The organism is Nitrosomonas communis (assembly GCF_001007935.1).
In the GTDB taxonomy this organism is placed as follows: domain Bacteria; phylum Pseudomonadota; class Gammaproteobacteria; order Burkholderiales; family Nitrosomonadaceae; genus Nitrosomonas; species Nitrosomonas communis.
In genome coordinates this window covers 437292-463131 of record NZ_CP011451.1, presented here as the reverse complement: position 1 = coordinate 463131, position 25840 = coordinate 437292, and the positions used below count along the sequence as shown (strand labels likewise).

The window sequence follows — 25840 nt, the reverse complement described above, 5'->3', positions numbered from 1 at the left end:
ACCAAATCAATTATTGAATTGTTGTGATAAGGTTAATCCCAATTTTATGTTCCCCGGCGGGTGGACTGTTTAGCGTGATTTCCCACTTGATAATGTCCGCAGGGTTAATCCCGTAAAACCCTGCTAATATATTTTTGCAACGCATATCATCAGGGTCAGGGCGTGCCATATATGGATATGTAGAAGGACAGGATGTATAAACCCTAAAAATGGATCGCCCAATCTGCGGTAAATGGTAGCTCTGTTGCCAAATTTTTCCATCCGCCGTCGTTAGCCTGAACACAACCGCATCCGAAGCGGTGTTCACATAACTGGTAGCCACTTCTAGATTGAAGCCTAGCCCCAAGGCGCCAATTGATTCCGAAGTGATAAAGAAACTGTCCCCAACGTTGCCACCGGAGCTAATATCTGCAACTACTCCAACAGATGAAAAGCTGTGGTCTAGCCATTGTGCCTGCCCGGTAGCCCCAAACGTGCTGCCTGCCTGGATTAAAGAACCTAACATGGTATCCATGGTATCAATGCTGCCAAGCAATACAGTATGTTCTCCTTGACCAAGATTATTGAAAAATAATTCCCACGCTTTGACCCGGGTTAGATCAAAAGTACCAGCCGGTCCCCACGCCGCCATCGTCCATCCTTTCCCGTTGGGATCTAGGGAAAAGCGGTAGGGAAACATATTATTGCCATCGTGCCTATAGTGGTATAAGGAAGTCGATCTAACAATATCAAGCGGTCTCCCTTGCTGCCAGACACTGCCATCCTCCATAGTCAAGCTCATAATCAGTGCATTCGGATCCAGATTCAGATCAGCTCTCACTAATGCCACAATTTGGCTGTGGTGAGTGGTTGTCAGATCAAAAAAGGATTGTGCCTCTTTGCGTAACGACACCGTTTCCCACGGATCGCTTTCTGATCGGTAGACTGCTTTCATAAACCCAGAGGGATCATAATAGGTCGGTTGCTTCCATACATGATATAACCAGTCGGTATCACCGTCAGCCGGGTTCCAGTCAGCGTGCCGAAATAGCATACTCCCATCCCCATTATAGAACTCCACCCCGAACGGTTCAGCAACATTCTTGTTTACAGAAGTATCGTAGTTTCCCTTCATGTACATGGCGCGCAGGTCAATGGAATGGTGATTATTAGGAGGTAAATCCACCAGGATCACTTCCCATGAGGCCACCTTGCCAAGATTAAACACACCTTGCGGACTCCACTCGACACGGGCGAAAGCGTCTTCATTAACAGGGAATACTCCCCTTTGCCATATGTTGTTGGCCAGTACCTTGATCTGGTCCCACATGCTTCCATCCTCCATGATCAAGCGCAGCAAGATACTGACATAGGGTTTGCTCGTTGTATATCGTGGACGAACAAGAAGCTGGATTTCCTGTGTTCCATCGAGATCAACTTCTCCGGCAAGGCTTTTTATCGAAACAGTTTCCCAGAGATCATTTCCGACAAAGAAGTCCCCAACAACATATGCTCCAAAAAAATCCAGAAGATAAGGATCGGTACTGGTCGACATGTTGTCAGTTTTAATATCTCCCCAATGTGTATCTCCATCTGCTGGATTCCAGTCATTTTGCAAGTACTGGACGGTATTTGTAGAATCAAAGGACTTGAGATTTTTTAGTGTGGTTGCCTGTGCAGATAAGGCGAAAACTACACTCAAGATCGTAATCAGGAAGCGAATTTGCGAAATATTCATATGGTGTTATTCCATGAATTTAAATTTATACAAAATTTCAATCTCATCTAAGAAATATGCTATTTATAAATTGAGTATGTGCTGAAAAGCAGTATTAGCAGCAATCCATATTAATTTGTTGATATAATGAAAATTATGCTAATAGCGATTCGTTCTGAATAAAAATTAGTTTTATACAATGCCTATAATTCGGTAACCTGAATCTTATAGATTCCTACGAAATAACAACCCTTGATCATAATCATTCATTCTGCTGTAACCCTCTATATTTTTAGTTTTAAAGCATAAAAGGCAGATAAATTACCGCTTACCAATAAGAGTTTTGTTAATTATTACCCAATTCTCTAATCAATATCTGAAGTTAAACCGTTAAAATAGACCAAACTAATTCAGCCTTATTTGTAAGTGATATTAGGGTCTAATAAATAAGTGAACAATAATGCAAACGCATACAGTTTTAATTATTTAGTATCAGGAATATTGAGTAATAAATTCGCATAATTTTCTGCCATACTATTGGACTGATCGGGCAAAATTTTTTATGACGAACAGGTTTTTGCTTTAATATCCATGCTTTCTGCCATATATGTTAATTTGGCTTTCAAGCTGATCTAAGATATTGGCATACTGGAATATAGTCTAGCCAAAGCTGCTTGGAGGTGATAAGTATCATAATAAATTAAGAAAAGAAAAGTTATTTAACTAGTTTTCATGAGGGATAACACTCCCTAAGCGTATGGAAGGACTAGGACGGCACAGGTGTACCAATCAACCGAATCAAAACTAAATCATCGAATGGGCACAAATCAAGCACTGACTCGACAGATACTGACGCACTAATCCAGTACATACGTCATCTGGTGTGAAGTTATCAAGGATCACTTTAGTTTATTCTTTTCATTTGTAAATTTACTAAGAATCGGTAATGCCCCCGTTTTTCTTTTTTGTGGGGGAACTTCAGAGTCTGTGTCTGTTACTTGTGTTAGATATGTATAACTTACACAGTGTTAGTGCATCTTAATAATACGTGCTGCAGTCTTCTCGGGTAGAATTAAGGCTTGCTCGTTTTTTAATGGCGCTGATCCGAAGATTCTTGGCTTGGGGGCGGAATTTTTTCAATGCAAGTTTGTATTCTGCCTCAAAAACAGGTTTATTAAGTCTCAGAAAGTCTGAGAAGTAGCCACACTCGTTGTACTGGAAACATTGTTTGCTCAACACGAAGTCAAATGCATTATAAATCTTCTCATCATGGGCCTGGTTGATGTCATTCTTGAACCCAACCAGCATACCGCGTGCATGAACCTGTTCTGCAACCCAAAGATTGAAGTAGATCTGATCCTCGTAGGTGAGCGGAAAACCGGTCGACTCGTAAATATCTGTCCATAACGATATTTTCCTTTATATGTTGGAGGTTTAGAAATAGTGATTCGGTTAAATAAGGTTTCAACCGCTAAATTAAATTTATGTCGATATAATTTATATATGACATATTGATAACCTACATGCTCCCTTGACAACTGTACTGCAGTACATCGTACTTAGGTACAGCATAAAAATTGAAAATAGCGCTGAATATTATTAAAAATTTCACTATCTAGATGTTTGGAACAAATCACTCGTTTGACGGAAACAGTTCCTTATACCTCCGATGTAGAAATTACTCCCGACAAAATACCGCATAAACTATTGGCATGATTCCAGAGCGCCTCTAAAATTCAGGGTTTAAGCAAGACAAGGTGAGAACAAAAATATTGATGCAGCATATAACTGATAGGTGAGGGAATATTTTTTGTGAACAACGAGGTATTGTGACGAAAAGGGGTGAGCAGGTAATCCGCGAAGCGGATGCTCGCAAATATGAATTTTTAGAGGTGCCCTTCAATCAATCCCTGAAACAATGAGGACCATTGTTACTTTGGATCGATAAGAAGATGGGCTGGCTAACGGTGTCAAGGAGGTAGCAAAGCCAATTGAAGAAGTTTTCTGATGACGCCATTTATTCCATTACAAATCAAAACTGACTTTGTCGGCTTCACATTACCGGATTATGGATACTGGTTGCGGTGCCTTCACATCATTTTTGATATAGAAATGGAATTAATTCTGCTGCCTAATAGTCAAGAATCTATTAGGTTTGGTATTGCAGCAGGTCATTGGAATGATTGCCAGTTTGCTAACTTGTTAGTTAGGGAGATTTGTCAGGTTGACGACGTATTACGATTTCAGATTCGTTGGATTGGCATAAAATAGATTTATGATTCTAATTGGTAAAAATTAGAGCAAGAATTAAAGCAATTTATTCAATATTTTATTCATATAGCTCAATCTGTAGGTAGTTATTCCGCCCTTAGTGCATCGATTGGATTAAGTTTTGCCGCGTGCATAGCAGGAACGACACCTGCCGTCAGACCAATCAGAATGGATATTGCTAATGCACCCATGACAAAGTTCCAGGGAATATTAACAGGTAATCCGCTTATCAAAATTTGGAGCAGCTTGGCAAGTAAAGTGCCAATTGCCAGCCCTGCTAGTCCACCAAAGGCTGAGAGGATCGTGGATTCCATCAGAAATAATAGGCGGATACGGGCGCGGGTGGCACCCAGCGCATTGAGCAATCCAATTTCAGCTACACGTTCAGCAACAGAAATGTGCATCAATGTTACCATGCCGACGGCACCGACCAGTAGCGAAATACTCCCCAAGGCAGCGACAGCAAAGGTAAGCACTGTCAGTACGGTAGAGAGGGTAGAGAGCATTTGCTGCTGAGGTGTCAGGGTAAAATCCTCACGCCCATGCCGTTCGATGAGAATGCGCCGCACATCCTCCGTGACAGCTTGCAAGGGTGCCTCCGGTGGATAGATGATTTGTATTTCCATTAAACCTTCCCGATTGAACACTTCTAGTGCGCGAGTAGTAGGAATAAACACGGTGTCGTCCAGATCGAATCCCAGTATTTGCCCTTTGGGCGCCATCACGCCAATGATGCGAAAGCGTGAGCCGCCTACCTGCAAAATGGCACCGAGCGGATTGGCATTACCAAATAGCTCGCTGTGTACTTTTGCTCCGAGTACAGCAAACGCGCGTGGATTACGTGGATCATCCGCGGGCAGAAACTGACCAATCGCCACGCTCATGTTGAATGCCTTATCAAAATCAGAGCTTTGTCCATAAATCGTTACACGCCGACTGCGTCCTTCCGCACGGATTTCAGCATTTCCCATCACAGTCGCATTGATATATTGAGCGTAGCGAGAGTGCTTTAAAGCCAGTGCGTCTTCAATGGTCAATATGCGTACACTACTGATGGCACCGACCGATCTACCGTGGGCCATACTTTTTCCAGGGGTGACGGTCAGAATGTTGGTGCCAAACTGGGTAAACTCAGCTAATACGAAACGCTGAATGCCTTCTCCTATTGAAGTGAGCAGGATAACAGCGGCAATACCGATGGCGATTCCTGAAGCTGACAAGAGTGTGCGCAGCCAATGGGCACTCAGAGCACGCAGGGCGAATTGCAATGTATCAAGTGTACTCATTGGCCGCTCAGTGCCTTGACAGGGTCCAGTCGTGCAGCGCGGGCGGCAGGAAGCAGGCCAGCAAGGATACCTGTTACCAATGCAATAACGATACTGGCGAGGCTAGCCCAGACAGGTGGCCAGGCAGGTAATTGTGGATAAGCCAGACGGATCAATAAACTTCCCGCATGCCCTAACATAAAACCGAAGATGGCACCAGTCAGTGATAACCAGGCAGCCTCAGTGAGAAATAAGCGGCGGATGTCACTCCCCGGAGCTCCGATGGCTTTGAGCAGTCCAATTTCATCAGTACGCTGACTGACCGCTACCAGCATCACATTCATGATTAGAATACCCGCTACTGCTAGACTGATCGCAGCGATACCCGCTACACCGAGGGTCAATGCACGGAAGATGCGATCGAAGGTAGCGAGCACTGCATCCTGAGTAATAATGGTGACATCCTCCTCGCCATCATGGCGCTGAATCATGAGTTCTCGGATAGCTTGTTTAGCGGAGGAAATGTCATTACGATTCCTGACTTCGACCAGGATACGGAAGAGTGAGGTCGTATCTAATAATGCTTGCGCATGGTCGATCGGGATAATTACGATCTCATCTGAATTGAAACCCATTGTTTCTCCTTGCCTGGCAAGCACTCCTGATACGATGAACCGTCGATCGGCCAGCCGGACACGCTGGCCGATTGCATTGCCTTCAGGAAAAAATTCCTCAGCTAATTCTGCTCCCAGGATGATTTGCGCGCTGTATTGTGAGCCATGCGCCAAAAAACTCCCTTGCGCCAATTCCATGTGGCGGATGGGAAAGAGATCTGCGGTACTCCCGAGGATCGTAACATCGCGTAAACGGCCGACGGCAGCGAGCTCGGCGGTACCGACGTTGAGTGGGGCATAGCGTCGAACTTGATGAAGCTGGCCAAGCCAGCGAGCATCTTCTAATGTCAGATCGCGTGAAGTCTGCCCCATGGATGCACCCGGGAAGCTCCCTGCGGTTTCGGCGCGACCAGGTAAAACGATGATCAGATTAGTACCGATGGATGAAAAACGATGAATCACAAAACGACGCGCGCCATCACCTAGTGCTGTCAGCACGACGACTGCAGCTACACCCAGCGCCATCGCTAGAATGATGAGGAATGAGCGAGTGGGATAGCTTGTGACCGTTTTAAAGGAGAAGAGGAATATATCCTGCAGCTTCATTGTTCATCTGCCACAATGAGACCATCGCGCATGGTAATCCGCCGTTGTGCCCGTAATCCTAGTTCACGATCATGTGTCACCACAATAAGGGTCGTGCCAGCATGATGCAACTCTTCCAGCAGCGCTACGACTTCGGCACCCGTTCGATGATCAAGGTTACCGGTTGGTTCATCTGCCAGCAAGGCAGTGGGGCGCAGAATGGTCGCGCGCGCAATAGCTACCCGCTGGCGCTGACCCCCGGATAATTCAGCCGGTCGGTGTTGAGCACGTTTGCTCAGATCAAAAGCATGCAGTGCTTTTTCTATCCGCATTTTTCGCTCAGCTGGTGGGATACCTGCCAAAATCAGTGGCAGCTCGATATTTTCCGCAGCAGTAAGACGAGGTACCAGATGAAACGATTGAAAGATAAAGCCAATTTTTTCTCTGCGCACCCGTGCCTGCTCAGTTTCAGTTAAATCAGTGACATCTCTACCATCGAGCTGGTAGCGCCCGCTATCAGGTCTGTCCAGTAAGCCGATGACATTGAGCAAAGTAGATTTGCCTGAGCCAGAAGTCCCCATGATGGATACATATTCACCCGAAGCAATCATCATATCAATGTGATCAAGCGCACGAATTTCCTGCTCACCCATATGGAAGATGCGGGTAATGGCTGTAAGTTGAATCATGATTGATTGGTTCTGGGTTTGACGATGACGCCGGCAGCAATGTCTTCGTTATCAAAGGATGTCAAGACTTGCTCACCTTCTTTCAAGCCGCTGATGATTTCCGTGAACGCCCAATTGGCCAGCCCCGTTTCTATGGTGCGCTCCTCAATGCGGTCATGCTGATCTAACACCAGCACTTTGCTCTGTTGTCGGATTGCTTGGGTCGGGATACGCAACACCTGTTCATGCCGATCAATAATGACTTCGACATCAGCGCTGTAGCCCACTAACAGAGCATAGTTTGAGCCTTCGGTAAAATTGACTTCAACATCAACAGTACGAGCCTGCTTTTCTATTTCAGTGACATAGGGCGCAATACGACGCACCGCACCCGCAAAAGTTTGACCAGGTAAGGCATCGAGTGTGATGCGCGCTTCTTGCCTGATTTTTATTTTAGGAGCATCTATTTCATCCATTGGTGCCGTGACGTACAAGCAGCTATCATCGATCAAATCAATCGCAGGAGGCGTAGGGATACCCGGAGGAGAAGGCATGGTGTATTCACCCAGTTCGCCTGTGACTTGTGCAATAATGCCCGCAAAGGGGGCATAGAGTATGGTGCGATCCAGATTGGCTTGAGTGACTTCGATCTGAGCTTGAGAACGTTTGACATCTGCTGCCGAGGCAGCACAGTTTGCCTGACGGGCTTGCGCATTGGCATCCGCTTCTTCAGCCCGTTGTGAACTGATAAACCCTTGCGCAACGAGTTGCTGGGTTCGGATTGATTCGCGTTTTGCATTGTCTGCCATAATGCAGGCTTCGCGTTGCCGGCTTTTGGCGGTGACCCATTGTTGTTTAGCTAATTCATGTTGTGCTACCAGATCAGCATTCCACAGCTTCAACAGGATATCCCCTTGCTTGACGCGATCACCTTCATCTACGGGGAGTTTGATAATTTGTCCTCCTACAGCAGGAGCTAGTTTGGCTCGACGGCAAGCTTTAACCGTGCCAGCACGCGTATTGACGACAGTGGCTTCCACTGTGCCGCGTGTAATGGTGGCAACTTCGACTTCCACCGGCGGTTTGCGTGTGAAATACCAGCCTGCATAACTCAGCAGGGCAGCTATGATGAGCAAGATGAGCCAACGAGACAATATTTTTGTTTTATGCATGATAGAAATGCTTCAGTCGCTTCAATAGGTCAATATACTCATAGATTGTTATCAATTATTATGAGGTAAATTTATCATTGATTACGTCAGAATCGTTTTGCCTGATTATGCCACGCATAGACGGCATGGATATGCTAGATTCTTAACCCCCGGAAAATTTCGACTGCCAATAGCTTGGCAGCCGGCATGAGAGACTTTATATATTGTAATTGGGCGAAATTAATTTTGTTTCAGTAATCTCATTTTGTGCTCGTTATGGATGAGTGCAGGTGGACAATAGATGGGTTAATTTTTCGGCCCGGCATGTTATCCAAATATAACCAGGTATTAGATAGAATCAGATAAAGTTACCAATATGCAAATTATTACAAGCATTATTTTGTCAAAACTAGGAAATAGCTATGAATGACGCGACAGAATCCAACTCCATTTCCATTGGGCGCACACCATTCATTTTATCGAGTGGTAAGCAGCCTGCAGGCATACGGGATACGCGGCCAATTGACACTGATTATGGTGTACTGGATCGCAAAACATTCCAGGCGATAGAAGCGGATGCTTTATTTGATGAAATCAATCAAGCTGAAACGCAGATAGGGCAATCGATACTTTATCGCTCATTGGCTAGACCTACCCATAATGTACAATTGCTCCAGAAAAAACAGGAAGCGCTACGCGAGTTAGCAGCCAATCCCGAGCTATTTGCAGCACTTGATAGCTTCATCAAGAAAATGATGTCGGAGGAAGAATCTCTCTATTATCTTCTCTATGGAGAGTTTGCGGGTGGATTGACCACAGATAATCCCAAAAATAAGACAGGAAAACTGGAATTTGGTGGCTATGGCTATCATCAGTTTATTGATGGAACCGAATTTGCGGTTAGTCTGGTTGAAGAAACGGATTCGCTGCCACCCGTGCAAAGTACGTATTTGCAGGAAATGATTCAAGCCATTCGTGATTTTGGTAATTCCCGAATTTACGCTTTAATGCATGGCCCAATTTATGTGATCGATGGTAAATTTAAAACCAAGGAAGAGAAACCGCCTTACTTGCCTGTTCCCCGCTTTCGGCCCTCTGTGTTCAAATGGCTGCCTACACTGATTTTTTTAGCCATTGTTAGTGGCCTGCTTTATTTCTTTCAGAATATGCTGGTTGAGTTAGGGGCCAATTATATTGGCTATGGCATGCTGATACTTGCCATACCGATCATTCCCATTATCATGCAGGCTGTCAGTTCTTCCGACCGGGATTCCGTGATTTATCCTTTGCAAAGACTTTTCCGGCAAAGTCCTGATCTGGCTAAAGCAATGGAAGCGCTTGGCATGATTGATGAATTGCTGTCTCTGCACCGCTATGCTCAGTCTATCAATGGGGAAAGGGTATTGCCTGAAATCATCGAAGCAGGGCAACACACGCTTACTGTTATAGATGCAAAAAATCCATTGCTTGCCAGAATGCAACCAGACTATATTCCTAATGATATCCAACTGGATGCAGCCAACCGCTTGCTGATTATCACCGGGCCGAATAGCGGGGGAAAAACCGCTTATTGCAAAACTGTCGTGCAGATTCAACTGTTAGCACAAACGGGGAGCTATATTCCCGCAACGGCTGGGCGGTTAGTACCAGCAGAGCATATTTTTTATCAAGTACCTGAGCCAGGACGCTTGGAGGAAGGGATGGGGCGTTTTGCTCACGAGCTGAAACAAACCCGCGAAATTTTTTTCAATTCGACTGCCCTCAGCCTGGTCGTGCTTGATGAGCTGGCGGAAGGGACTACCTTTGAAGAAAAAATGACGCTCTCCGAGTATGTACTGAAGGGCTTTCATAAGCTCGGCGCAACGACCATACTGGTGACTCATAACCACGAGCTGTGTGAACGTTTACAAAGCGAGGGCATCGGCAGCTATTTACAAGTCGAATTTTTACCAGAAGGCCCAACTCACCGCTTGATCTCAGGGATATCTCGGGAGAGTCATGCTGATCGTGTGGCGAGTGCTATCGGTTTCAGTAAAGAAGATGTAGAAAAGCATCTTGCGGCACTAGAAGATTCAGCTGTATCCGAGAAGGATTAACAGTAGGGCGCCTCTCCAAATTCAGAGTTATAGACATAACAAGGCGATAACAGAACATGTTGACGCGACATATCCTGATAGGTAAGGAAAAATTTTTTGTGAATAACGAAGTATTGTGGCTGAATATGAATTTTTAGAGGTGCCGTACATAAATATATGACACAGAAAACTACCATACTGCACTACGATATATATGCTTAGGTTTCCTTTGCGACACGGTTTATTTTCAAAACGTGATGACTTTAAAATCTGTATTGCCAACAGCTTGTTAGTTGTGGGATGTACGCTGGTGGCAAGCATTGCAGTCTATAGTCTGGTGAGACCCCAAATTGAATCTGCACTTAGCAGAAGCATCGAAATCACATTGAAGAATAAAGTACATTTTTTTGAGAACCAGATTGAAGCAGGATGGGCAGAAACAAGTGCATTGGCAACCCATCCCCTCCTGGTTGAGGTTTTGCAGCAACTTAATGCAGAGCCAGATAGTGATCACGCCATGCGTGGTCTGAAACAAAAAATGGATTCCTTACACCTGGCAGGTATTACAGCAGCGACTGTATTTAATATTAATGGCAATGAAGTAATGCAAAAGGGTTATCTCTCCCAAAATCAAACCAAGAAATTTCCGATGCATGCCCACCATGACTTGTTTCTGGCATGGGATGATAATGAGCTTATTCTGCATGTTAAAAAAGATGTGCTGGACCAGTACGAGCTTCCTATCGGAAGCATCACAACGGAAAAAAGACTGCCTCAGCTAACAAGCTATCTCAGAGAAATCAATGAAATCGGTAAAAGCGCTGAGCTCAAATTGTGCGAAACGCTAGAAGTAGCAGGGCAGGAAATGGTATGTCTTGTGAGTAATGCTGATTTTATTAAATTCGAGCGGATGCCACGTGACATCAAAGAGACAAAATCGCTTATGAGTTACGCGCTGGATGGGAAATCAGGCATGGTTACTACGAATGGATACCGTCAAGCACCCGTAGTGGCATCATTTACTCCGGTGAGCTCGCTTGGTATGACGATGGTACTGGATAAGGAAGAGTTTTGCAGCGCGATGAGTGAACAGGAAAAAATCATCGCAGTGTTTCTTTTTGTGCTAATAATCACAGGATTACTACTATTGTTCTGGCTGGTATTGCCATTAATGCGCAAATTGGCCCGTTCCGAGAAAAAAGCACAGGAACGTTTAAAGGAATGCCAATGTCTGCATGGAATTCGTCGCGATATGGACCGTAATTTACAGGAGGAAGAGTTTTACCAAAAAGTCATCGTGCGTTTGATAAAGGCAATGCAGTTTCCGGAAATCACCTCTGTCATGATCAAACTTGGCGATAAGCAATTTGTTTCTGATCGATACAATAAGAATTTAATGCATAGGCTGCAAGCTCAGATCCTAGTCAACGGTGATGCTTATGGATGGTTATATGTCATTTATAGTGAAGAACGGCCCTTCTGGCTACCGGAAGAACAAGATTTGATCGATACGATCGCAAGTGATCTGGGAAGATGGATTGAGCAGAAGCAGACAAAGCAACGCATTACCCAGATGGCGACCCACGATGGACTAACCGGCCTGCCTAACCGCTATTTACTACACGACCGCATTAAACAGGTACTGGCTCATGACCGCCGTACACATGAACAGGCAGCGGTGTTATTTGTTGATTTGGATCGTTTCAAGAGCATTAATGATTCGCAGGGGCATGCAATAGGTGATTTGCTGTTACAGGAAGTAGCAGCAAGGCTAACTGCAATTATACGTAGCGCTGATACGGTAGCGCGTCATGGCGGAGATGAATTTATTATACTTTTGCAAAACATCAGAGATAGCCAGGAAGTGAAAGTGGTGGCACAAAAAATATTAAATGAATTGGCCCAGCCGTTCTATATTCATGGGAAGGAATTGCATATCGGCGGCAGTATTGGTATTGCTCTCTTCCCGCACGATGGAGACGATGTAGAGACATTGCTAAGAAATAGTGATATGGCGATGTATCATGCCAAAAAGAGTGGGCGCAATAGCTACTGGTTCTCTTCTCCCGAAATGAATCCAAAATAGTAGAGAATGGTCCAGTAGAGTTGGGCTAGTTATTCCATTTCCAAATCCAAAATGACGCGAAGGTGAACCGCAGACGTATCAATAATACAGCAAAGTGAATCCGATAAAGTTAGTTTTGATTTAGAAACGGAATTACGCCAGTACTGATGGGTCATATTCGATAAGTTTTTAGTCTTTTCTGGGTTTCATTCCCCGCAGCTTGCTGCGGGGATGCTTTATTTTGCACATAATCACTCCCGATCGATTCTACATTTAGAGAACGCAATGGAAAGTTTTATTATCGTATCCTGCTGATAATTGCCTAATTTCACCATAAAAGTTTGTGTTGCTGTGGATTAGCTTAATGCTACGGTGGCCATATTGTACAAGTCGTTGTGTAAAACCTGAGAAAATGGCCAGAATGGTTTTTACCTTTTATTTTTCAAGCCGTCTTGATGACCCACTCATTTAAGTCACGCTTGAACTATGGGAACATAGGGTAAATAGTTCTTTGAAATTTTTTGTTTTTCTTGGGTTTCATTTGTTGTCGTAGTTGAGCTTGCTTATGAGTTTGAACCTGTTGTTTTGCTTGAAAGTTATCTTGCTCAATGCTGCTATCAATAGCAGTAATCTTTGAAGAGTTAGCTCCACTGGCAGAGACATTTATTGAATTTGCCGATACATGTCCGGAGGTACCAAATGCAATAAGGATGACTAAAAATATTGTTTTATTATTAAACATATTCATTTTATTTCTCCTTAGAAATATTTAACTATTCCTAGCCTCATCAAAATATTTACATAGCTCCTTATCTGTTTACTGATCGTATATGGCATTTCAAACAATAAAAATAAGCGCATACCTTAATTTTTTATAAGGAAACTCTTTAAAAAGTGAATAAGTGAAATTTTTCTTTATATATTGGAGGATGAGGGATAGTGATTGGGTAAGATAAGGTTTCAATTCCTAAATTAAATGCATGTCAATTTATTTGACATATGACATTTTGATAAACCACCTATCTCTTGCCAATCGTACTTCGGTACACTATACAAACTGAACATAGTGTTGAACAAAGTTCTTTAGATAGCGCTATTTAAATGTTCGAAATATCCAGATACCAACAGCAAGCCAAATCCTGCCTGTTACCTTGGAAATCGCCAGTCATCAATAGATATAGCAGATCCCATATAAAATGATTTAAATTTCATAAGCGGCAAAGAGCTGCTCGATGGAACAACCTTCCCTTTTTCTGATGGCTTTGGCCTGAGCCCATTTGGGTTCAATGTCATTTAAGTCAGGGGAATAAGGCGGTAGGTATTCAAGTGTATGCCCGGCATTGGCAATGGCGGTTTGGATATCCTGCCGTTTATGAAAGGTTGCGTTGTCCATGACAATCACGCAAGCGGGCAAAAGTTTAGGCAACAGGTCCTGCGTTATCCACGCATAGAAAATGTCAGCGGTGATATTGGCGATGAACAGACTTATGGTCAGCAGCGTCTTTCCGATGAGAGCGCCAATCACATTGGTTCGACCTCGTGCATGCCAGTTTTTTACGCCATGGACGCGCTCACCCACTGGCGCATAGCCATGCGTGCGTGGCATGTCGTGCGCAAAGCCGCTTTCATCAAGGTAGACGATAACGCGGCCTGCTCGCTCATAGTCTTCAATTTTTTGCTGGAAGATACGCCGCTCTTTTTCGCTGGCTTTGGGGTGACACAGGCTTTTTTTTTTATAAGTCACGCCCAGACGCTTTAAAGCATGGTTAATGCCTTGCTTGCTGACACCCAACCGTTTGGCGCGCTCGTACTGATACGCGTCCGGATAATTCTTGATGTCCTGCGCCAACATTTCCATGTTGATCCTGGTGGCAGGTTTGTTGCGGGTGGTCTTGGGATCGGGAGTTTTGATCCAACGCATCACGCTGGCGACCCCTACACCAAAACGCTTGGCCACTTGCGCGATTGAGAGGTTCTCCTTCTCACGAACGGATAATACTTTACGGCGAAATAATATCGGATAGGTCATCTGTAAATTATAATCAATTTATAGGGGACATGCTATAATTATTGATCAGATCGTAGAGGATAGCGCAGCTGAATCGGATACCGAGCTTTCCGCAATAATCGACTATCCTCCCTTCTTCTTATTCATTAATGATCTGGTCAAAATAAAAAAAGTGGCAATTGCCTGAAACTGATCGCCTTCTATGGGAATAGAAGTAAACATCTATTGAGATGGATGCTGAAAAATAGCCGAATTAAATAAGCCTAGATACCGTTATTCGCTTTGTTGGGGAATGGAATTTTGGGAAAAAGCTGATTGGAAGATGCCCATGAGCAGGGTATTCCTTTATGGTGCAGAGATTCTACTATTACAAGAGCATCGAATTAAAACCTAGCCGTAACCATGGAGGCAATGCAACGGCAGTAAGTGCCGATGAAACAGTCCTGCTACAATTCAGAGAAAGGATAAGGCGCAGGTTGGCCCAGCGCACGCATAACGGCTTGCTGTAGAGGTAGAGCGATTTCGAGGAGGAATAGCATACTTCTTCCCCATCCGATACCGGCGGAGCTTAATCGGATCTTTTTTTGGGTCACTTCTGCCGGTTTTCCCACCGATGCTCGCTACCATTCATTTTTGGGCAATGTTCAACCTCCTCGGAATCGAATCCACTGATCGTGCATTTAGTAGCATTTAGGAATCAGGATTTAATAACCCCAGAAATTATGCAAGCAGATGGAATAGCAACATAATTCCATTTCGGTAAAAACGGGTCAAACTCAATGGTGATATTTTCTTTAAAGCCATCCGCCACTTTGCGCCCAGTTTCAAATACCCTATCCATAATTGAGATAAAGACCTTTAGTCCCTGAGAAGTTTTTGCTTTACTCATGACTGCTTTGACCCGCTCGACACTGGTAAAAATAACTCCACTACAAGCTTTGGTGATATGAGGAAATAATCGATGCTCTATGGGATTATATTTTGACGTGTACGGGGGATAGTGAGCGATACGAATCTCAATAGCCAATTCATCTGCCAATTTCTGTAAATTCTCTTTAAAGATAGCGTGGCGTGCATTATTGCTGCCTCCACAGTCGCAGAGCAATAAAATACTCGTCGCCTTTGGATAGTCCAGTTGACCATAGTTCAACCACCCATGCCGGATACAGGCGCAAGCAAATTCAGAGGTATCATGGCTCGTGCCTAATACGATATAGCCGCTTTTGCGATGGATGTCATACAGCCCATGAGGCACAATTTTACTGTCTGCCAGGGATGCAAAATCATGATCATTGACCCGCACGACCTCAGTGGTATAGAGCTTTCCGGGGCGATAAAAATTGCCGATCAATTCTTTTTTTTAACGTCCATACTCATCACCGGATTACCTTGGACCCGGCACTCTTCTTTGAGGCGCTCGATATTTTTGAACTGCTCGTCCCGATGCGGCAGGTTCTTTTTCCCGGCTTCAACCTTGAAGGCTTGACGGCGGCGAAAATGATGTTTGTCGAGCAATTGATCAACAACGGTCACACTCACGCTAAATCCGCACTGTTTTAGCTTCTCAGCCATTTCGTTGCGGCTCAAATTTGACCACTTTACGGATTCATCCATTGGTGAACCGGCAGTATGATTTTTTAACATCTTTCAAGAAACAAATGTAACACAATGGTTTTACAGCAAATATTAAGTAGCCTCAGGAACAGGGGTAAGATTAAACCCCAGCTTCCGAGCGCGAACAGTCAGATGATGCAACACGCGTTGACGATATCGCTCCTCATAGTACTCCTGCCCTTTATCGACGTACTCGGTTCCTTTCGTTAGCATCGTGTAGATCAAGCGCGCCAGTTTGTGTGCTGTCGCTGTGATTGCCTTTGCCTTGTCGAGTCTGCCACATAATCTTCTGTAATAGGCACCCAGTGCAGACTGGCTGGATTTCAATGAAACTGCCGCCATGCGCAGTGCCTGAGCCGCACGGTTCGCTGTGCGCTTGCTTGCCCCCGATAGCACTTTTCCGCCCGATATCTTTGTTCCAGGACACAACCCAAGCCACGAGGCAAACTGCTTCGCACTCTTGAACCTGCTCATGTCAGCGCCCACTTCACTCAGGACTTTCATCGCAGTCGTCACTTCGATGCCGTCAATTCGCGTCAAATCAACCCCACACATGCCAATCAGATGGGCACGCAAATCAAATTTGGGAGCGTTCTTGACATTGGAGCGGCGCTTCTTCTGGCAGATCTCTACCTTGTGCACCTGAAGTGCCGCCAGCATGGTTTCAAGCTGCCGGTCACATTCGGTGAGTCGTTCGCTGTAGGCGTCATAGAGTGACATCGCTTGCTTGAGTGCAAACAGGTGTTCTTCCCGCCAATTCCCGATTAACGATTTCTCAATCTCGTCTTTGCCAGCCCGGATGCGATTGCTCTTGAGATTCGCCAGGATGTGCCCATCTCTCTCACCAGTAATGATGGCACGAACGATCTTTTGACCGGTTTCGCCCACAATATCCGAAATCACGTTCGCCAATTGTATGTTCATTTGCGCCAGAGCCTTTTGCATATGTTGCACATGTCGCGCCTGATAACGGATCAGCATATCGCGTTGACGAGATATGGCTCGTAGTGCACATATCTCATCTTTCGGACGGAATGCGCCAGACAACAACCCAAAGCTCATCAGTTGCTGTAACCATTGGCAGTCCAGTACATCCGACTTCCGGCCAGAAACATTTCTAACGTGCCGCGCATTTACTAGATACACAGTCAGCCCGCGCGACTCCAAAAGTTCATACAGTGGAATCCAGTATACCCCCGTCGATTCCATTGCCACAGTGTCAATTTCACAGGCCTCTAACCAGTCCGCTAAACCATTCAGGTCTGCGGTGAAACTCTTGAATTCCCTTACCGGCTTGTTATCTCGATCCGGCGGTACCGCCACAAAATGGCTCGCAGAGCCAATATCAATCCCCGCTGCATTCGGATGGATTAACTCCAATTTACTTCGCTTGAACTTTGCCATGACATCCTCCATTATCTCTATTGGAATGTCGCGCTGGTTCAGGTACGTCGTTGTACTCACTCTTTCAAACGGGATGTCCGTTGCCACGGACTCACCAATGTCGCCGACGTGACCCATGACCACGCTAAAAAACGGGCGGATTAGCACCAGTGATGGGTCGGTCTTCTCCAGCGCGACATTCCAACTTTATTCCTCAAGCTCTGACGCCGCTTGTTTCTTCTGCGCGCCTTGCCGCCTCTAGCGGATTACTACGCTAAAAAAGCTTCATCCAGCCCTGCCATCGTCTCCACAACTGACTTTCGCCCACCTCCTGCTTGCCGAATACGTTTCTCCTTTTCAAGCAACGGCATCTTTAACTCTTTCAGGCCACGGCTAACGGTGCCTTCATCGCAGTGTAATACCTGACAAAGGTAGGTGATCCCTCCGTGACCCAGCTTTGCCGCCTCAACGGCAGCATAGCGGCGGCGGTCTTTTTCCGATAAGCTGTGATAAAAATTGCGCATTTGCGCTTCGACTTCCGGGGCATAGGTGGTTATCTTCATTGTCAGAACATAACCGAAATACTCTATCCGCGGCAACTTAATTTACAACTCAAAGCTCTGGAGTTATTGAATCCTCGTTCCTTAGATTATTTCAGGATTTCTGATGATGTAGGTAAATACAGATGGTTCTGGACAGTTCTATTGCTGTTTTGACTAACTATCTGGCTTAACGTATATTCTAATCAACAAAAAAAAGCGTCTACTTTTCTTTTAAATGGATGACAAACATCTTCATCAGCTATCGGCGCAATGACGTCAGTAGCCACGCAGGCCACCTTTGCGACCGCCTTGATACTCATTAGGGCGGTGATAAGGTATTCATGGTGAATTAAAGGATAGAATAAATACAACATTTTGTTGATTAGGTAGCATGTCAAAAAATTCCGAAAATTCCGAGCTATTCCTGCCCTTGTCTCTGGAGGAATTGGATGAACTCGATGACTTCTTGATGTCTGATGATATGTCAGATGAAACCATGGCGCTTGAGGCGCTAGATGGTTATCTGACTGCTATAGTATCCGGGCCGATCATATTAAAGCCTAGTGAATGGCTATCCGGTATATGGGGACCTTCAGAACAAGATAGACCCGCATTCAAAACTAAAGCCCAAGCCCAGCGTATCCTTGAGGGCACCTCTAAAAATTCAAGCTATAAAATGAGGCGCGTTAGGAGAAAGTAGTATTTTCTTGATTTGTCCAGGATAACACGTTGTTTCAAATGTATAATAATGAGATTATGCTCCCCGATATGAGTCCTCACCATGCAACTCGGTTTTTTTGACCTTGACAATCGATATGCTCAGCTAAGTAAGTTAAATGATCCGCTTGAAGAGCTGAATCGCATAATCGATTGGAATCTATTCGCTGATCTTCTTGCAGAGACAACGACGAAGCCCCGGAAAAGTGAAGCAGGCCGCAAACCCTTTGATCGGGTGATGCTATTCAAAATGCTGGTATTACAAAGAATGAATAATCTGTCGGATGATCGGCTGGAGTATCAAGTCCGGGACCGGTTGAGTTTCATGCGGTTTTTGGGACTTGGTCTGGCAGGGGTAGTGCCTGACGCAAAGACCATGTGGTCGTTCCGGGAAGAGTTGAAAGAGAACCATCTGATGGATCGTCTGTTTGCAAGATTCGATGAATGTTTACGAGAGTTGGAGGTAGAACTGAAGTCAGGTCAGATCATTGATGCGACCTTTGTGAGTGTGCCTAAACAACGCAATACACGTGAAGAAAACAAGATGATTAAAGAAGATGCCGTTCCGATTGAATGGGGACAGAATCCCCACAAACTGGCGCAAAAAGACATTGATGCGCGTTGGACGAAGAAGAACAGCGAATCGTTTTATGGTTACAAAGATCACGTCAATATGGATCGCGATACCAAGCTGATAACCACATGGGAAGTTACTTCAGCGCAAATTCATGACAGTCAGGTTTTGGAAGAAGTGCTGCAATCCCCTGAAGTGGGAGGCGCAGATATTTATGCGGACTCAGCATACCGCAGCAATGCACAGGAAGAAAGTCTGGTCACCTCAAAATACACGAGTCAGATTCACGAAAAAGGCGCTCGCAATCATCCCCTCACGCAAGCACAAAAATCCAGTAACAAAGAGAAATCACGGGTACGTGCACGAGTCGAGCATGTGTTTGGTTCGATGACGAATGAACTGGGCGGAATCACGATTCGTACCATAGGTTATGGGAGAGCAAAAGTACACATAGGCTTACTCAACCTCGTCTATAACATCAAGCATGTAGCGACGCTGATTCGAAAAGGGTATTTCAGTTTCGATAGGGTTAGTGCGCCCGAAATGGCTTAAAGGGAGCAAAAACGAGAAGATAACAACCCGAATCACCTTGAATTTAGAAAAATTTAATTATTGGACAGAAAAACTTTGAGAATCAAGTGAAATTGCCCTCCTGGTTGAATTGATTTGCTTTTTTTAGGTATTTTTAGCGTAGTAATCCGCTAGAGGCGGCAAGGCGCGCAGAAGAAACAAGCGGCGTCAGAGCTTGAGGAATAAAGTTGGAATGTCGCGCTGGAGAAGACCGACACATCACTGGTGCTAATCCGCCCGTTTTTTAGCGTGGTCATGGGTCACGTCGGCGACATTGGTGAGTCCGTGGCAACGGACATCCCGTTTGAAAGAGTGAGTACAACGACGTACCTGAACCAGCGCGACATTCCAATAGAGATAATGGAGGATGTCATGGCAAAGTTCAAGCGAAGTAAATTGGAGTTAATCCATCCGAATGCAGCGGGGATTGATATTGGCTCTGCGAGCCATTTTGTGGCGGTACCGCCGGATCGAGATAACAAGCCGGTAAGGGAATTCAAGAGTTTCACCGCAGACCTGAATGGTTTAGCGGACTGGTTAGAGGCCTGTGAAATTGACACTGTGGCAATGGAATCGACGGGGGTATACTGGATTCCACTGTATGAACTTTTGGAGTCGCGCGGGCTGACTGTGTATCTAGTAAATGCGCGGCACGTTAGAAATGTTTCTGGCCGGAAGTCGGATGTACTGGACTGCCAATGGTTACAGCAACTGATGAGCTTTGGGTTGTTGTCTGGCGCATTCCGTCCGAAAGATGAGATATGTGCACTACGAGCCATATCTCGTCAACGCGATATGCTGATCCGTTATCAGGCGCGACATGTGCAACATATGCAAAAGGCTCTGGCGCAAATGAACATACAATTGGCGAACGTGATTTCGGATATTGTGGGCGAAACCGGTCAAAAGATCGTTCGTGCCATCATTACTGGTGAGAGAGATGGGCACATCCTGGCGAATCTCAAGAGCAATCGCATCCGGGCTGGCAAAGACGAGATTGAGAAATCGTTAGTCGGGAATTGGCGGGAAGAACACCTGTTTGCACTCAAGCAAGCGATGTCACTCTATGACGCCTACAGCGAACGACTCACCGAATGTGACCGGCAGCTTGAAACCATGCTGGCGGCACTTCAGGTGCACAAGGTAGAGATCTGCCAGAAGAAGCGCCGCTCCAATGTCAAGAACGCTCCCAAATTTGATTTGCGTGCCCATCTGATTGGCATGTGTGGGGTTGATTTGACGCGAATTGACGGCATCGAAGTGATGACTGCGATGAAAGTCCTGAGTGAAGTGGGCGCTGACATGAGCAGGTTCAAGAGTGCGAAGCAGTTTGCCTCGTGGCTTGGGTTGTGTCCTGGAACAAAGATATCGGGCGGAAAAGTGCTATCGGGGGCAAGCAAGCGCACAGCGAACCGTGCGGCTCAGGCACTGCGCATGGCGGCAGTTTCATTGAAATCCAGCCAGTCTGCACTGGGTGCCTATTACAGAAGATTATGTGGCAGACTCGACAAGGCAAAGGCAATCACAGCGACAGCACACAAACTGGCGCGCTTGATCTACACGATGCTAACGAAAGGAACCGAGTACGTCGATAAAGGGCAGGAGTACTATGAGGAGCGATATCGTCAACGCGTGTTGCATCATCTGACTGTTCGCGCTCGGAAGCTGGGGTTTAATCTTACCCCTGTTCCTGAGGCTACTTAATATTTGCTGTAAAACCATTGTGTTACATTTGTTTCTTGAAAGAGGTGCCCTATAGAAGCAAACTCGTAATATTGAGAAATTTTCACATCACCGACAAAACGAGTTTGCGGTGCCCCGACTGATGCTTAATGATGAATTCTGGTCGAAGCTGGAGAAGATACTGCTTCAAGAAGCGATTTTCAACAAGCGCAGTTTGCGCATGACGGTAGAAGGTGTGCTATACCGAATGCGGGTGGGTTGTCCATGGCGGGATTTACCCGAGGTTTTTGGATGCTGGAACTCTATTTATAAGAGATTCAATGCTTGGTCATCCAGTAACAAGTGGAGTAGAAGTTTTCAAGGCACTGATTATTGATCCAGATTGGGAGTGGGAATTTATTGATTGTAGTTACGTTAAAACGCATTGAAAAGAAATTACGAAATTACGAAATTACGAAAGTATGGTAGCTATCGCGTGCGGATATCTGTGGCTACCTATGTGAAATGTCAACAGACCCTAGGTATGGCACTGATCACCTTACTTGTTACGACAGAAAAAATTGTGCCTGGCAAGAGCCAGCTAATTTGTAGAATAGGCGGAGTTCTGTTAATAGTATGGGGGATCTGGTCAGTCGGAGCACAGTCTTGAGTGAGTGTTATTTTGCTTATAAAAAATAGCACGACTTGAAAGGGGGTGCGTTATACTTGGCCCCTATTAAAGGTCAAGTTATTCAGGTAGATTAATGAAAAATATGAAAATTTTGCTTGGCGAGAAATTCAAGCGTTTATACTTTATAACGATAGCAACCATGCTGCTCATTCAGGTATCGGTGAGCTTCGCTGATAATAAGGAAGTCGATTTCCTCAAGGCAGCCCTGACAGGCGATACCGCAACTGTCGAAAAATTATTAAAAGAAGATATTAAGATCGATTTGCAGAATCCTGACGGGTTTACCGCACTGGCGGTTGCTGCGCAGAATGGACATACTGCTGTCGTGAACTTACTCTTGAAAAATAATGCAGCAGTTGATCTCCAGAATGTTCAAGGAGGAACCGCGTTGCTGCTAGCAGCTAAGAATGGTCATGCGGATATAGTCGATGCCCTGTTGGCTAAAGGCGCCAATCCCGATCTGCAAAACAAAAACGGTTTATCACCGCTGATGGTTGCCTCTGCTCTTGGTCATACTGCTATCGTCAACACTTTATTAGCAAAAGGAGCCAATCCGAATTTGCAAGACGAGACTCAAACGACTGCACTGCACTTGGCTGCTCAGAATGGTCATTTGGAAATTGTCAAGGCATTGCTAGCAAAAGGGGGCGAGCCTGATTTGCAAGACACAAATGGTGCTTCTGCACTGATTTTAGCTGCTTTGTCAGGTCATCAGGCAGTGGTTGAAACCTTGCTGGCCAGTGGCGCACAGCCTAATCTAAAGGCTGTCAACGATTTTACCGCACTGATATTGGCTGCCCAGAATGGTCAAACAGCTGCGGTTGAAACCTTGCTGGCAAGAGGAGCCAATATAGACCAACAGAATCAGGATGGTGTCACGGCATTGATGTGGGCGGCCCTCCACGAGCATGAGGATGTGGTTAAATTGTTATTAGCAAAAGGTGCGAATCCCGAGCTTAAAAGCACGAGCGGAAAAACTGCATTGGATATGGCCAAGAATCCAGCGATCATTGAGTTGCTTAAAACTGCCAACAATTAGATAAGCTTTTCTGAATTCAACCATTGCTCAAATTTCGTGAGAAGGCTGTTTTACCAGAAAGTTTGACCATAGACCATAATGGCTTACTTATGATGAGATACTGATCCATATGCTTATTGTTTCTCTGATTCATAAGGGTATGCACGGATAATGGTAAAAGTTTGCTTAATAACTTCTTTATAATTTTCATAACCTCAAACTGGGTTTTGTTTCTTTATTTCTAATATTCGCATGGCTGCTGTCAATAAACCAATGGCGAAAAAGGCTAATACTAATCCTTTGCCGCCTAGAATCGCCAAATTGTTCCGAGAAGCAGGTTGTCTGATACTAAGCGGCATTGCCTTGTATCTGATATTGATTTTTATTAGTTTTGATCGTGCTGATCCTGGTTGGTCACATAGCGACCATATCGATCAGATCGGTAATGCCGGGGGAAGAGCTGGTGCCTGGCTGGCAGATTTGCTGCTTTACCTGTTTGGCGCTTCAGCATGGTGGTGGGTGGTTTTTTTTCTTTCGGCAGTCTTCTGGAGCTATCGCCGCATTGATATTGCCAGCATCTTTGATCCACGTGCACTGCTTATTTCACTGACAGGTTTTATGATTCTGCTGACAGCCAGTAGCGGTTTCGAATCACTTCGTTTGAATACGATTAACCTGTCTCTTCCCTTGGTGCCGGGAGGGATACTGGGCGAAACCCTGAGTAAAAATCTTTCCCTGATACTCGGTTTTACTGGTACCTCGCTCATTCTGGTCATTTTGATGGCGATAGGATTCAGTCTGTTTTCCGGGTTATCCTGGGTACGCATCACTGAAATGATAGGCGAAGCTATTGAAGAATCTTGCCTATCTCTATGGAACCGCTTATTGGCTCTGCGTGATCGTCGCCATGAAGTGATTTCCTTCTTGATGCGCTTTAAGAAAGATAAACAAGACAATGAGTCGATCAGAGAGGCTCCCATGCGTTTTAAGCAGGATAAAGAAGACAATGAGCCGCTCAGAGAGGTGCCGAGAAAGCCTGTCAGAGAGAATCAAAAAAAGCCTGCTGCCGAGCCTTCTTCCCCACCGTTTCGGATAGAGTTGCCTGAACCCGCTATTCAGAAACCGGCTCGCCCTGTTAAAGAAAAAATAACCTCTTCTTTTACCGATTCATCTGATGCGCTGTTGCCACCGCTTCATTTGCTGGATGAGCCGCAAAAAGATGTTGAGCTGCTATCTAATGACACGCTGGAATTTACTTCCCGTCTGATTGAACGCAGGCTGCAGGAGTTTGGGGTTGAAGTCAAAGTAGTGTCTGCCCATCCCGGGCCGGTCATTACGCGTTATGAAATTGAACCTGCTGTCGGTGTCAAAGGCAATCAAATCATTAATCTCGTCAAGGATCTGGCGCGCGCGCTTTCCGTTGCCAGCATTCGTGTGGTCGAAACCATTCCTGGCAAAACCACGATGGGTCTGGAGATTCCCAATCCCAAGCGGCAAATGGTTCGGCTGTATGAGATCCTCAGTTCTCAGCCGTATGCGGATATGGCATCGCCTTTGACCATTGCGCTCGGCAAGGATATCAGCGGTCGCCCGATTGTATCTGATCTCGCGAAGATGCCGCATGCACTGGTGGCAGGCACGACCGGCTCGGGTAAATCAGTGGCGATCAATGCAGTCATTCTGAGTCTGCTTTACAAAGCCACACCTGAGCAAGTCCGGCTCATTCTGATTGACCCGAAAATGCTGGAGCTATCGGTTTATGAAGGAATTCCTCATTTGCTGACCTCGGTAGTGACGGATATGCGTGATGCAGCCAATGCGCTCAACTGGTGCGTGGCTGAAATGGAACGGCGTTATAAGCTGATGTCTTCGCTCGGAGTGCGTAACCTTGCTGGCTATAACCAGAAAGTCCGTGATGCCAAAAATAATGAGGAAATACTGACTAATCCACTGAGTATAGCGCCGAATGGACCTGCGCAACTGGAAGAAATGCCACTGATTGTGGTGGTGATCGATGAACTGGCTGATCTGATGATGATCATGGGAAAAAAGGTCGAGAAACTGATCGCGCGGCTTGCACAGAAAGCCCGTGCGGCAGGCATCCATCTGCTACTGGCAACACAACGGCCTTCGGTCGATGTCATCACGGGTCTGATCAAAGCCAATATTCCTACTCGAATAGCTTTCCAGGTTTCCAGTAAAATTGATTCGCGTACCATTCTTGATCAAATGGGTGCAGAAGCCTTGCTTGGTCAGGGTGACATGCTCTACCTGCCACCAGGCAGCGGTTATCCGCAGCGGGTCCATGGCGCATTCGTGGCTGACCATGAAGTGCATCAAGTAGTGGAATATCTCAAGGAACACGGCGAACCGTGCTATGTTGAGGAAGTGCTCAAAGCAAGCGATGAAGACAGTGAATTGAGCGGTGAAAATGGTGAAACGAGCAGGCAGGCAGGAGGGGAATCGGATCCACTGTATGATGAAGCAGTGGCCATTGTGCTCAAATCACGCCGCGCTTCGATCTCACTAGTGCAGAGACAATTGCGTATCGGTTACAATCGTGCAGCGCGCCTGATCGAAGAAATGGAACGCGCTGGCCTTGTTTCCGCCATGCAAAGTAATGGTAACCGGGAAGTTTTAGCCCCTAACCGAGATGACTAAGGAAGCAGTG

General features: G+C 45.5%; 18 protein-coding genes and 2 pseudogenes. 9 read left to right on the top strand and 11 right to left on the bottom strand.

Annotated features, from left to right (window positions below):
• Positions 1–10: 10 nt before the first annotated feature.
• Entirely contained in the window at positions 11–1717 is a 1707-nt protein-coding gene (locus AAW31_RS01985; RefSeq protein ID WP_046848952.1) for a hypothetical protein, read from the bottom strand.
• Between the two features lie 1017 nt (positions 1718–2734).
• On the bottom strand, positions 2735–3049 hold the full coding sequence (locus AAW31_RS23350; protein ID WP_407667747.1) for an endo alpha-1,4 polygalactosaminidase: 315 nt from the start codon (positions 3047–3049) through the stop codon (positions 2735–2737).
• A gap of 654 nt (positions 3050–3703) precedes the next feature.
• On the opposite strand from AAW31_RS23350, the gene AAW31_RS01975 reads away from it, so the two are divergent.
• Positions 3704–3967, top strand: coding sequence for a hypothetical protein (locus AAW31_RS01975; protein ID WP_046848951.1), 264 nt, complete (start codon positions 3704–3706; stop codon positions 3965–3967).
• A gap of 86 nt (positions 3968–4053) precedes the next feature.
• On the opposite strand, the gene AAW31_RS01970 is transcribed toward AAW31_RS01975, so the two are convergent.
• From AAW31_RS01970 to AAW31_RS01955, 4 genes are read right to left on the bottom strand one after another with little or no spacing between them, the layout of a single operon-like run.
• Positions 4054–5253 (bottom strand): ABC transporter permease, encoded by a 1200-nt coding sequence (locus AAW31_RS01970; RefSeq protein WP_046848950.1) that lies wholly within the window; start codon positions 5251–5253, stop codon positions 4054–4056.
• Complete coding sequence (locus AAW31_RS01965; RefSeq protein WP_046848949.1) at positions 5250–6452, bottom strand: ABC transporter permease; 1203 nt, start codon at positions 6450–6452, stop codon at positions 5250–5252. Before AAW31_RS01965 ends, AAW31_RS01970 begins: the two co-directional genes overlap by 4 nt.
• A complete protein-coding gene (locus AAW31_RS01960) occupies positions 6449–7120 on the bottom strand; it encodes an ABC transporter ATP-binding protein (RefSeq protein WP_046848948.1) in 672 nt (223 codons plus the stop codon). The genes AAW31_RS01965 and AAW31_RS01960 overlap by 4 nt, the downstream gene beginning before the upstream one ends.
• Positions 7117–8271, bottom strand: coding sequence for an efflux RND transporter periplasmic adaptor subunit (locus AAW31_RS01955; protein ID WP_046848947.1), 1155 nt, complete (start codon positions 8269–8271; stop codon positions 7117–7119). Before AAW31_RS01955 ends, AAW31_RS01960 begins: the two co-directional genes overlap by 4 nt.
• 401 nt (positions 8272–8672) lie before the next feature.
• On the opposite strand from AAW31_RS01955, the gene AAW31_RS01950 reads away from it, so the two are divergent.
• Both AAW31_RS01950 and AAW31_RS18620 read left to right on the top strand, forming a co-directional pair.
• Complete coding sequence (locus AAW31_RS01950) at positions 8673–10346, top strand: MutS-related protein (RefSeq protein ID WP_046848946.1); 1674 nt, start codon at positions 8673–8675, stop codon at positions 10344–10346.
• 274 nt (positions 10347–10620) lie between these two features.
• On the top strand, positions 10621–12411 hold the full coding sequence (locus tag AAW31_RS18620) for a sensor domain-containing diguanylate cyclase (RefSeq protein WP_158441338.1): 1791 nt from the start codon (positions 10621–10623) through the stop codon (positions 12409–12411).
• Positions 12412–12874: 463 nt separating this feature from the next.
• Here AAW31_RS18620 and AAW31_RS01940 read toward each other — a convergent pair whose 3' ends face one another.
• The 5 genes and pseudogenes from AAW31_RS01940 to AAW31_RS01920 form a co-directional block, all read right to left on the bottom strand.
• Positions 12875–13138: a hypothetical protein gene (locus tag AAW31_RS01940; protein ID WP_046848945.1), complete on the bottom strand. Its 264-nt coding sequence runs from the start codon at positions 13136–13138 to the stop codon at positions 12875–12877.
• Between the two features lie 453 nt (positions 13139–13591).
• Positions 13592–14419, bottom strand: coding sequence for an IS630 family transposase (locus AAW31_RS19455; protein WP_082110313.1), 828 nt, complete (start codon positions 14417–14419; stop codon positions 13592–13594).
• 676 nt (positions 14420–15095) lie between these two features.
• Positions 15096–16012 (bottom strand): annotated as a pseudogene (locus AAW31_RS01930) (ISAzo13 family transposase).
• A 72-nt stretch (positions 16013–16084) separates the two neighbouring features.
• A complete protein-coding gene (locus AAW31_RS01925; RefSeq protein WP_046848944.1) occupies positions 16085–17416 on the bottom strand; it encodes an IS110 family RNA-guided transposase in 1332 nt (443 codons plus the stop codon).
• A gap of 248 nt (positions 17417–17664) precedes the next feature.
• Positions 17665–17958, bottom strand: coding sequence for a hypothetical protein (locus tag AAW31_RS01920; RefSeq protein WP_046848943.1), 294 nt, complete (start codon positions 17956–17958; stop codon positions 17665–17667).
• Between the two features lie 370 nt (positions 17959–18328).
• Here AAW31_RS01920 and AAW31_RS01915 point away from each other — a divergent pair, with 370 nt between their 5' ends.
• The 6 genes and pseudogenes from AAW31_RS01915 (at position 18329) to AAW31_RS01895 (ending at position 25830) form a co-directional block, all read left to right on the top strand.
• Complete coding sequence (locus AAW31_RS01915) at positions 18329–18637, top strand: UPF0149 family protein (RefSeq protein WP_046851422.1); 309 nt, start codon at positions 18329–18331, stop codon at positions 18635–18637.
• A gap of 81 nt (positions 18638–18718) precedes the next feature.
• A complete protein-coding gene (locus AAW31_RS01910; protein ID WP_046848942.1) occupies positions 18719–19780 on the top strand; it encodes an IS5 family transposase in 1062 nt (353 codons plus the stop codon).
• A 390-nt stretch (positions 19781–20170) separates the two neighbouring features.
• A complete protein-coding gene (locus tag AAW31_RS01905; protein ID WP_046848941.1) occupies positions 20171–21502 on the top strand; it encodes an IS110 family RNA-guided transposase in 1332 nt (443 codons plus the stop codon).
• A 109-nt stretch (positions 21503–21611) separates the two neighbouring features.
• Positions 21612–21906: pseudogene (locus AAW31_RS19450) on the top strand (transposase); the annotation flags it as partial.
• A 318-nt stretch (positions 21907–22224) separates the two neighbouring features.
• A complete protein-coding gene (locus AAW31_RS01900) occupies positions 22225–23190 on the top strand; it encodes an ankyrin repeat domain-containing protein (protein WP_046848940.1) in 966 nt (321 codons plus the stop codon).
• Between the two features lie 231 nt (positions 23191–23421).
• Complete coding sequence (locus AAW31_RS01895; RefSeq protein ID WP_046848939.1) at positions 23422–25830, top strand: DNA translocase FtsK; 2409 nt, start codon at positions 23422–23424, stop codon at positions 25828–25830.
• Positions 25831–25840: the final 10 nt, after the last annotated feature.